The following is a 10,978-nucleotide window of genomic DNA, read 5'->3' as shown; positions in this document are numbered from 1 at the left end:
TTCACCAGGCGTTCATAAATCTGCTTCACTTCCTGTGCGTTTTCTTTTTGCAGGACAAGAATGGCATCCTCAGTATGGATCAATATGGTATTGCTCAACCCTGTAAATTCCGTATGCAGTTCACTGCCGATCACCATATTGCCAAAATCATCTGTTGGATGTCCGGTTTCAATCAGGTAATCGTAAATGGATTCAAATGAACCCATATCCGACCAATGGAATGATGAGGGCACTACCTTGATCTTTTCCGTACGTTCCATGACCGCGTAATCCACGGATATAGAGGGAATTTCCAATGAGAGTTCCTCAGGAAGCATATGCTCTTTCATTTCCTTTTTGGCCATAAAAGAACGCAGGTATACATTGGGTTCAAACTTGGCCAATTCATCCAAAAATACCCCTGCCTGGAAGCAGAAGATACCTGAATTCCAGTAAAAGTTACCCTGATCAAGAAAGCTTTGGGCCGTAATTTTATCAGGCTTTTCGCGAAAGGCTTTGACATCTTCGCCGAATGCTTCTATGTAACCATATCCTGTTTCAGGTCTGGTAGGACGCAACCCAAATGTGACGATAAAGCCCTGCTTTGCAAGTTCAAGCCCCCTATTTACTGCCATTTCATAAGCTTCTCCTTCCTCTATCAATTGGTCGGAAGGGGTTACAAGCAAAATGTCCTCCGGTTCAGATACCAATGCAGCAAAAGTAATGGCTGCAGCAGTATTCCTGGGACAGGCTTCAATGACCTCTCTGTAGGCACTTATGCCTGATCTTTTCAGGTCCTTCCGGGAAAGCAGGTAGTTCTCCTTGTTACCGACTACCAAGACCTCATCCGAAAATGCCAAATTCCGTTTGGCTGTTTTCTGAAATAAGGTTTCACCCTCAAATATCGGCAGGTACTGCTTGGGACGACTCTTTCTTGATAGTGGCCAAAGTCTGGAACCTACACCGCCACTGAGAATTACATTAATGGTTTTCATTTTCTAAAAAAACTAAATGAATTGTTTACGAATAGTATGTTTTGATAAGTATCCTGAATCCAAAATTATTGCTATCATTCCATTAAAAGCACAATAATAAGCATTTATAGGGAAGAAATATATTTTGAGATGTCTTTCCTTCTGCTTAAAGGTTCATGGAGCATTGATTTTCGGGATAAGCAAAGCATAAGCCCATATCAATTTTTACTAAATTTTTTTGAAATCATGCATGGCTTCGCCCTTTCAGTCACATGGTCCAATACAATATTGAAACACATCACTTAAACCAAAGCTAAGGGAATGATTGTCCGTACAAGGAATTAATTGTGGTTTACTTGATCTGAACATGAAAAACTGCAATTATTTCACCCAATTCAGTTATGTTCTTCGATCCCGTACAAAGCTCAAATATAGTATTCCTAACATGGATTGTGCTATTTAGAAAGGAAAAAAGGCGCGATTTTTTACCAATAAAACCAAATATCCTCCATCTAGCACAAGACTTGATTATTATTTATAGCGTTGAAAATCAAGGAAATTATCTTAAGTACTTTGAGTAATTCTTAGAATTTTGTAATTTTTAAAAAAAATAAAGTTTATTTTACATCGAATACATCATTTTGGAGCATTTATTGCTCTACTTTGATTCTGTTTTGCCCTAGTTTTTATTGGAACTGATTATTGTATTATTTTAAGTTTATCCAAAAATGGAAAAAATCAGGATCACTCCATTTCCCACAGGGAAATTGAAAATGCTTGTTTTGGGATTACTGGTGTTGGCAATTTATAGCAGCACATCCCATATAAATGCGCAAAATTTAGAAAAACCCTCTTCGGACAAAAACCAAATGTTCTATCTGGGCATAGGTCCAGCGGTTTTCTATGGGGATAACGGGGGAAATTACCCCAATATGGAATTCCCTGTTAAAACGAATATCTCCCTCGGATACAGCAAAAACCTGACAAACTTTTTGCAACTGCGCTTCACCTCCGGTTATCAGCGCCTGGTAAGCTGGGACGGTTTCCGGCAAGGGACCAGAGAAAACTGGGGAAACCAAAGACAAGCCTATGCTTTCCGTGGAGGTGCATTTTATTTTGACATAGTGCCACAGTTTTTGCTTTTTCCTAAGCAGCATGTAAGCGACCGCCCCCGCTTCAACGCCTACGGAGGATTAGGACTGGGGGCCATGTTTGTAAACAGAAGGCAAAGTGTCCTTCATACAAACGGCAGTGAATCGGTGCGTGTCAGTACAGTTACTTCCTATATTCCTTTAAGGGTCGGAATTGGTTACAGGATCGGTTACATTTATAACATAGGGCTGGAGGGAACTTTTATGCATACCTTTGCTGATGACCTGGATGGCAACATGGGGTACAACAACCGCAATGACCACATGGCACAGTTCAATATTGTCCTGATGCGTTATTTCTAAAAAAAACGCAAGACAGGCCGAGCTCAACCTTCTTTTTTGGGATTGCAAAAGGTTCACCTTACCTTTGTGTCAGTATTAGCTGTCCAATGAGTAAGACCCGATTGATATTTGACCAAATTTTTAGGTTCCTGTGGAATACCATTTTTGTATTATCCTACCCTATCATGGCCACTTTTGGCCTTCTCTTCGTAGGAGTGACTTATTTCTTTTCCGCTTTGTCCAGGCTTTTGGCTAGTCTAAGACCTGAAGGTGAGCAGGTTACTGTACAAAAATCAGACTGGGAAGCATTGCCGCAAACCAATGGACTGCTGGAAGCCAAAATGTACAAACAGATCATGTTTGGCCCTACTTGCTATCGCTTAAGAAGGAAAGACGGTGTTCCATCTGTCTTGGAGGAACATTTTTTTGGCAGCAAGGTCAAATTCATAGATGAAGGACTTATCCTGGAAAAATGGAATGCCACGGAATCCAAACAATTACCGGATTTTGACATTTGTCTTTATGACCCGGACAGAGATAGCATAACAGCCCTTACCAATATCAAATGTTTTGACTGGCACCTTTCTGAAAGGAAGGAAAAAGAACTCCATTTCAAGTGGTTTGACGGTATACAGGGCGGGGAAGTAAATGTGGCGCTCTAAGATGGATTTAAAGGATTTTTTGGAGCAAAAAGTATCCGAATACAACCAGCCAGGATTTATCCCCCTTGATCCGGTATCTATTCCCCATCGCTTTTCCAAAAAGCAGGATATAGAGATTGCTGGCTTTTTTGCCGCTATCTTGGCTTGGGGGCAGCGCAAAACCATCATCAACAAGTGCCTGGACTTACTGTCCATGATGGACAATGCGCCACATGAATTTATGCTGCACCATCAGGAAGAGGACCTCAAGCCTTTTTTGGATTTTAAGCACCGTACTTTTAACGACATAGACACGCTTTATTTTATTGCATTTTTTTCCTGGTTATATAAAAACCATGAAAGTTTAGAAGATGCATTTGTTTTGGGATGGACAGCTGATGTGGATGCAATGGAGGGGCTGTTGTCCAATTTTCACCGCTTCTTTTTTCAACTACCGGAAGCACCGGGAAGAACAAAAAAACATATTGCCAGCCCGGAACGCAAAGCCGCCTGCAAACGCATCAACATGTTTCTCCGCTGGATGGTACGCTCTGATGATAAGGGCGTAGATTTTGGCCTGTGGAAACGCATCAAACCCTATCAGTTGATCTGCCCCTGCGACCTGCATGTGGACCGTGTAGGCAGGAAACTGGGATTGATCGAACGCAAACAGACCGATTGGTTGACCGCCATGGAACTCACCCGCCGTTTGCGGGAATTCGATCCGGATGATCCTGTTAAATATGATTTTGCCCTCTTTGGGATGGGTGTGGAAGAGCGGCTTCATGGGGGTTTTTAGATGGGACAATGAACTTTATACTTTGTACCAAGTAATATGCCGCGGATATTTTTAGTAGAAGATTCAGGGGAGCGGTAAATTCTGAATTATTTTAATCTGACTATTCGGAACGTTACACATATTATTTATTGGGCCTCGGCAACCGGGACTTGGATGAACAAGAGGTAGTGGGAAGAAATGCGGCTGAAATGTCAAAAAAAAAGCCCCGTTGCCGGGGCCTTTTCATAAATTATGTATTCCTTAATTTTCAAGCAACTGGAAAATATCAATCTCTGTAGCTTTGACTTTTTCCTCAAATGGCTTCCAATCATTTTCAAAGAAAGCATTCCAGACTTCCATGGCCTCTTCTGCGCTCTCCTTGGCATGTTGCATCAACCTTTCTTCCGTGTCACCCGGTGCGCCGAAAGAAGAGCTTGCATACCTTCTTGGAGCGAATAACATGGTCATGGTCGTTGGATAAAGGTTTCTCACGATACCCTGTCCCTCTCTGGTAGGTCCATAGAATGCTTCTCTGGTGCTGTCTACCTTTTTCTTGGTTTCTTCGGCCAGCTTGACCAATTCCTTCACCTCTTCCGTGTCCACATCCTTGGCATAATTCAAAACCCTATCGATGAGTTTCTTGGCTTCGTCCAACTGATTGGTTGCCTTCATCACTTCAGCACCCAGCAATTCGGATGCTTTGAGGAAGGATTCTCTTGCCTGCAGATCTGCCATCTGTGCGGTAATTCTAGGGTCATTGTATACGTTGATGGAAGTTTCCGCGCTTTCTTCACCGTAGGTGAATACCACTTTATAGGTGCCAGGTAAAGCAGGGCCCCCACTGGGTTCATAGAAGCCCCTTCTACTGGCCTGTCCGCCTCTGCCCATCGGTACATCTGCGGCTGACTTTCTATCCAAGTTCCAGATCAGCTGATTGACTCCATTTACCGGGACTGTTTTCAATGTTCTTATCTGTTCGCCAGAGGCATTGAAAATAGCCACTGTCACCGAATCCATTTTCTCCTTTTCTGCATCATTGATGATAAAATGTAACCTGCCACCAAAAGGTCTGTTCTCGGCAGCATATTTAGCATCAGCGGCAAAGCGCTCCCCATGTGGCTGGTGAATTTCTGCCTGATAAGCATCAGAGGGGCTTACTGCGGTGATTTTTGCAGCTGGTGCCATGCCTTGATTTTGGGCATAAACCCGAAGTGGGCGGATATCATCCAATACATAAATGGAACGACCAAATGTACCAATCACCAGATCAGCTTCCCTCTCCTGAATGGCCATGTCATAAGTTGACACCGCATTGGGGTAACCATGTCTCCACTGCTTCCATGTTTTGGCATTGTCAAAGCTGACATAGAGGCCAAACTCTGTTCCCAGAAAAACCAAATTGGGTTCCACTGGATCCTGAACAAGAGAAAGTGCATAACCCCAAACTTTACTGTCATCTGCTATGCGCTCATAGGTTCCACCATAATTTTTTGTACGGTAAGCATATGCTGAAAAATCATTGTTTCTGTAATTATTGGCAACAATCCAAGCCTCTCCGGCATCATACCGGGATGCCTGAATCTGTGGTATCCAACTGTTTTTGGGCAATCCGGTCAATTTAGCTGCTGTGTTGGTCCATGTCTTCCCTCCATCTCGGGTCACTTGCACATTGCCATCATCTGTACCTACCCAGATCACATCGGGATCAATGGGGCTGGGAGCAATGGTTATGATGGTGGTATGGTTCTCTGCTCCCGTAATGTCGAAGGTCAGGCCACCTGTTTCCTGTTGTTTCTGTTTTTCAGGATCATCTGTGGTCAAATCCGGAGATATGATTTCCCAAGTCTCTCCCCGATCTGTACTCTTGTGCAAAAACTGGCTTGCATAGTAAATTGTGCCTGCATCATGCGGAGATTGGGCGATGGCGGCATTCCAGTTGAACCTTAGGAAAACCTCTTTGTCCGGATGGGTGGGTTTGATAAAACGCTTGTGACCGGTCTCTTTATCGTACCTGGCCACATTGCCACCCTGTGACATGGCGTAGCCAAATCTGGAATTTTCTGGATCAGGCACCACATCGAAGCCATCCCCGAACATGATTTCCTGCCAATAGGTATTGCGGATACCATCCCTTCTCCATACATAAGCAGGGCCTACCCAGCTGCCGTTATCCTGCAAACCTCCATAAATATTGTAAGGCAATTCATTGTCTACATTGATATGGTACCATTGTCCCAAAGGTAAATTCTCTGCAAAATACCAGGTTTTACCCCCATCCCGGGTAATATTCAGCCCCCCATCGTTCCCATCAATCATGTAATTGGGATCTTCCGGATGGATATACCATGCATGGTGATCGGGGTGAACACCTGAATAGGTCAGCAACTGTGTAAAGCTCTTTCCCCCGTCCTCAGACATACCTACACGGGAGTATAGGGTATACAATCTGTCCGGGTTTTTGGGATCAGCATAGATTTCAAAATAATAGAAAGGACGGTCACCGATTTCAGGTTTGTCATTGATCATTTTGAAATTATCTCCTCCATCTTCAGAGACATACAAGGCATTTTTCGAGGATTCTACCAAGGCATATACCTTGCTGGAATTGGCTTTGGATATGGCCAAACCCATACGGCCAAGATCTCCCTTGGGAAGCCCGTTTTTGTCATCGATTTTTTTCCAGTTATCGCCGCCGTCATGTGTTACATAAAGCCCCGAAGAAGGCCCTCCTGACTCAAAAAACCATGGATAGCGCCTGTGCTGCCACATGTTGACAAATATTTTGTTGGGATTATTGGGATCCATGATCATTTCCCCTACACCGGTTTTGGTATCCACGTAAAGGATTTTGTTCCATGTTTTCCCCCCATCGGTAGTCTTGTATACTCCCCTTTCTTCTTGCTCTCCCCAAGGAGAACCTATGGCTCCCACATACACTGTATTAGGGTCATCTGGGTGTACGATGATACGGTGGACAGCACGGGTTTTTTCCAGTCCCATCAGCTGCCATGTCTTACCGGCATCAAGGGAGCGGTATACACCATAGCCCATGTTGAGGGAGTTCCGGGGATTGCCCTCTCCTGTTCCAAGCCAGATGATGTTGGGGTTTTTCTGATAAATGGAAATGGCGCCAATAGAATGTACCTTTTCTTCATCGAAGATAGGCGACCAGGTAATTCCTCCTGAAGTGGATTTCCAAAGACCGCCAGAAGCTGCGCCGGCATAAATGATATTGGGATTGTCATGTACAGCATCGATGGCTGTCACCCTTCCACTCATTCCCGCTGGCCCCACACTCCGGGTTTGCATGGCCTTGAAATGGTCCATGTCTACTTGCTGGGCACTTGTTGGAATACTCCATACAAGCAAAAGCAAAAAGCCTAGCGAGGCTATCTTTTTAAAATTTCTGTAAAGTTGATGCATCTTTTCGGATGGTTTATTGATTTGTACTCAATTAAAAGCACAAAAACCAATGAAAATACCGAATTGATATAGTTGGAGGATTGGGTTGATGAATGGAGCTTACGCTTTTACTTAATAAGAAACCTCTACTGGAAAACGGGCATTGACTGCGCGCAATTGATCGTAAGCCGCTTTGGACAACTTGATCACCAACCTGCTGTTGTTTCCTGTGTCAGGGAGTTTCCCAACTACCCGCGCAAAAATGGTGATATCGTTTTCTTCGTTCCTGACCCGCATAATGGTCCCAACGGGTGCGGTTCTATGAAGCACCAGGTATTTTTTATGGTTTCCTGTTCCTTCTATGACCTCTGCCATGCCTGTTTCCTTGATGTTTTTATAGGCCGTACTGGCATTTTGTCCTCCAACTTCAGGTTTGGGTGCTGTCAACTGTCCTTCCGAACGCTCGTTATTGACAATAATGGGTACTGTAGCTGTCACTACCGGAACATTTGAAGAAGGTTCTCTTCCTACTTTCAAACGCTGCCCCACGCTGAGGTTATTGGATGCCAGAGAATTCCATGTGATCAGGTCATCCACTTTGGCGTCATAGGCCTGGGCAATTGAAAATAAGGTCTCCCCCTGGGCTACGGTATGGCTGATCCAATCTCCCGGAAGTGCTTTGGCTGCCGTTTCGGAGGAAGATGAAGATGCCGGAGCAGTGGTAGGTGCAGTTGGTGCTGGTGTGGCTGCTTTGACTTCCTCCTTGGCTTTGGCTTCTGCTTTTTTCACCACAGGTTTTTCCTCAGTGCTTTTCACCTCATTTTTAGCCTGTGCAGGCACGGCTGCCGGCTCAGGGCTCGCTTTTACCGGTTCGGGTTCGGGCTTGGCCTCCACTATCCCTTTGAGTATCAAAGCCTGTCCAACACTGAGGTCATTCCCCTTGAGGTTGTTCCAGGACATGATATCGTTAACCGATACGGCATATTGTTGGGATATGGAAAAGAGTGTTTCTCCGGGAGATACCCTGTGCAGTTTGGAATCTTCCGGTACAGCTGTAGGACTGATATAGGGAATTCTGATCCTTTGACCGATTTTCAGGCCACTCTGCAACTGTTCATTATTCTGGAGAATGTCATTGATGGCAGTCTGATACCTGCGCGATATGGCAAATAAAGTTTCCCCCTGATCTACTTGATGTACAATAAAAGTCCTGTTACCAACCCGTTCTATTCCAATGGAATCTCTTTCAATGGTATCATAGGCTTGGCTTTGTGTGTAAACAAGTATTCCAATCAAAAGGGCAATCAATTTCTTCATAATCATAGGACTTTACATCTGCGTACAAATTTCAGATTAATTTTCTCATTTCCAAGTTCAGATGGTGGGAAAGGTACCATCCTTTTTTGTTTACCATACACTAACGTGTTATTATTAAATTTGGATATCCGATAATATTGGTATATTCAAGATCGAAACCATTAAATAATGAAGTACATAGGATTTATATGCGTCTTTTTTGGGCTTTTTACAGTATTGGATGCTCAGGCCCAAAATGATAGCCTTCCCCTTAGCCAAAAGCAAAAAGTTTATACTTTTTTGATTGATGACAATATTGACCCCAGGATGAACCGCAGGGTACGCCTGGCCCTGGAAGATGCCAAAAGCAAAGAGGCTGATTTGATCATCATAGAAATGGATACTTATGGAGGTGCGGTGAATGATGCGGACGACATCCGCACCATGATTTTGGAACTGGACCGGCCCATCCATGTATGGATCAACAAAGATGCTGCATCAGCAGGTGCCTTGATTTCGGTGGCCTGCGACAGTATTTATATGGCTCCCGGAGCCAGTATCGGTGCTGCTACTGTGGTCATGGGAGGTGGAGGAGATGCTGCTCCTGACAAATACCAATCTTACATGCGCTCTATGATGCGGAGTACCGCAGAAGCCAAGGGCAGGGATCCCAAGATAGCAGAAGCCATGGTAGATCAGAACCTGGAGATTGAGGGAATTACCGAGAAAGGGTCTGTGATCACCTTTTCTGTATCTGAAGCCATTGCCAATGGATTCAGTGAGGGACAGGCCAATAGTATGAAGGAGTTGGTTGAAGAAAAATTGGGAATCAGTGATTATGAAATCATTGCTTACGATGCCTCAGGAGTGGAAGACGTTATTGCCTTTTTTCTTAACCCTGTGGTCAGTGGATTTCTTATTCTGATAATATTTGCAGGTATTTACTTTGAAATACAAACCCCGGGAGTAGGTTTCCCCATAGCGGCCTCTATCACTGCCATCATTTTGTATTTTATTCCCTATTACCTTACCGGATTGGCTTCCAATTGGGAGATTGCAGTCTTTATCCTGGGGGTAGTGCTGTTATTGGTGGAGCTTTTTGTTATTCCAGGTTTTGGAATCTTTGGGATTTTGGGCATCATCTGTATTCTTGTAGGGCTTACCCTTGGGATGCTTCCTAACGATGCTTTTGATTTCACCTTTGTGCCCACAGGGGAATTGTTTGGAGCCTTATTGACTGTACTTTTGGCCGCTCTTGCAGCTATGGGGCTTATATTTTATATGGCACCCAAGGTCAATAAATGGCGGGCATTTAGCAGTATTGCACTTGCCGGCACCCAGAATAGGGATGAGGGGTATACCTCCACCCTATATGCCAGCGACCTGATAGGGCAGGAAGGAATTACCCATACCCGGCTGATGCCTAGCGGTAAAATCTTGATTGGTGATGAAATCTATGATGCCTATTCCCGTGGGGAGTTTATTGATAAAGGGGAAAAAATCAAAGTCATCAGCACGGAGGGCACCAGCCTGAGGGTCAGAAAGCTAGAGGGTTGATGGAAGTTGGTAGTGGAGATATGAAAGAGATGGTAACAAAGAATTCATTCAATTTTTGTCCATTGCAAAAGGTTCTAATGGAGAAACTAAGTCTCAAGCTTATAGATCTTTTGATGCAGGATTCATTAATGAAGAAGAGCTTATGGACATTTTAACAAGAACAGAAAGTATTAAAGGAAAATTGAACTCACTTATCAAGTATTTAAGAAGTTCGGATAGAAAAGGAAATAAGTTTTGAATATGTTCAATTCCGCCGCGCCTGTACGCCTGTGGTGTAGCGGACAAGTTGTTTTACGAATCTTGTAAGGTAAACTAGAACCCATGAACACTGAACCATGAACATTGAACCCTGAACTCTGAACACTGAACACTGAACTCTGAACCATGAACTCCCGAACCATGAACTCCTGAACCCTGAACTCCTGAACTCTTGAACACTGAACCCTGAACCTACTTTGTTCAAATGTTCACAGTTCATAGTTTTACGAATCTTGTAATGTTCACTTGTACTCATGAACTCCTGAACTCTGAACACTGAACCCTGAACTCCTTCACACTTATCCGATTATTTCAAAGTCCAAGGAAAAATTATTTTGTAACTTTAGTTTGAGGATTTTTAATCTCCCAAACTATGAAAATTTACCGATTTGAAGATTTAGATATTTGGCAAGAAGCCAGGGAGCTTTGTAAAGCTGTTAGAGTGCTAACCAAAAGAAAAGAATTTTCAAAAGATTTTAAGTTATGCTCTCAGATAAATTCCTCTTCTGGTTCGATCATGGATAATGTAGCTGAAGGATTTGAACGAGATGGTAACAAAGAATTCATTCAATTTTTGTCCATTGCAAAAGGTTCTAATGGAGAAACTAAGTCTCAAGCTTATAGATCTTTTGATGCAGGATTCATTAATGAAGAAGAGCT

8 protein-coding genes and 1 pseudogene are annotated in these 10,978 nt (G+C 43.6%); 6 read left to right on the top strand and 3 right to left on the bottom strand.

Annotated elements, in window-relative coordinates:
• The coding region (locus QZT73_RS10615; RefSeq protein ID WP_291788073.1) for a sugar phosphate nucleotidyltransferase at positions 1-974 on the bottom strand (974 nt) is incomplete at its 3' end.
• A gap of 707 nt (positions 975-1,681) precedes the next feature.
• On the opposite strand from QZT73_RS10615, the gene QZT73_RS10610 reads away from it, so the two are divergent.
• The 3 genes from QZT73_RS10610 to QZT73_RS10600 all read left to right on the top strand — a co-directional run bounded on the left by QZT73_RS10610 (position 1,682) and on the right by QZT73_RS10600 (position 3,826).
• Positions 1,682-2,407 carry a hypothetical protein gene (locus QZT73_RS10610; RefSeq protein WP_291788071.1) on the top strand — a complete coding sequence of 242 codons (726 nt, stop codon included), beginning with the start codon at positions 1,682-1,684 and terminating at the stop codon, positions 2,405-2,407.
• Positions 2,408-2,493: 86 nt separating this feature from the next.
• On the top strand, positions 2,494-3,048 hold the full coding sequence (locus tag QZT73_RS10605; RefSeq protein ID WP_291783709.1) for a hypothetical protein: 555 nt from the start codon (positions 2,494-2,496) through the stop codon (positions 3,046-3,048).
• A 1-nt stretch (position 3,049) separates the two neighbouring features.
• The gene (locus QZT73_RS10600; RefSeq protein WP_291788069.1) at positions 3,050-3,826 is read left to right on the top strand and encodes a TIGR02757 family protein; all 777 of its coding nucleotides are present in this window, start codon (positions 3,050-3,052) and stop codon (positions 3,824-3,826) included.
• Positions 3,827-4,066: 240 nt separating this feature from the next.
• On the opposite strand, the gene QZT73_RS10595 is transcribed toward QZT73_RS10600, so the two are convergent.
• Both QZT73_RS10595 and QZT73_RS10590 read right to left on the bottom strand, forming a co-directional pair.
• Entirely contained in the window at positions 4,067-7,228 is a 3,162-nt protein-coding gene (locus tag QZT73_RS10595) for a hypothetical protein (protein WP_291788067.1), read from the bottom strand.
• A gap of 111 nt (positions 7,229-7,339) precedes the next feature.
• Positions 7,340-8,524 carry a LysM peptidoglycan-binding domain-containing protein gene (locus QZT73_RS10590; protein WP_291783717.1) on the bottom strand — a complete coding sequence of 395 codons (1,185 nt, stop codon included), beginning with the start codon at positions 8,522-8,524 and terminating at the stop codon, positions 7,340-7,342.
• 168 nt (positions 8,525-8,692) lie between these two features.
• On the opposite strand from QZT73_RS10590, the gene QZT73_RS10585 reads away from it, so the two are divergent.
• From QZT73_RS10585 to QZT73_RS10575, 3 genes and pseudogenes are all read left to right on the top strand, one after another.
• The gene (locus tag QZT73_RS10585) at positions 8,693-10,060 is read left to right on the top strand and encodes an NfeD family protein (protein ID WP_291788065.1); all 1,368 of its coding nucleotides are present in this window, start codon (positions 8,693-8,695) and stop codon (positions 10,058-10,060) included.
• Between the two features lie 31 nt (positions 10,061-10,091).
• A pseudogene (locus tag QZT73_RS10580) lies at positions 10,092-10,298 on the top strand (four helix bundle protein); the annotation flags it as partial.
• A gap of 393 nt (positions 10,299-10,691) precedes the next feature.
• Positions 10,692-10,978 (top strand): four helix bundle protein (locus tag QZT73_RS10575; RefSeq protein WP_291788063.1); only part of this gene is annotated, 287 nt, incomplete at its 3' end.

Source organism: Cecembia sp. (genome assembly GCF_007126775.1).
In the GTDB taxonomy this organism is placed as follows: domain Bacteria; phylum Bacteroidota; class Bacteroidia; order Cytophagales; family Cyclobacteriaceae; genus Cecembia.
This window is presented reverse-complemented; position numbering and strand designations above follow the sequence as displayed.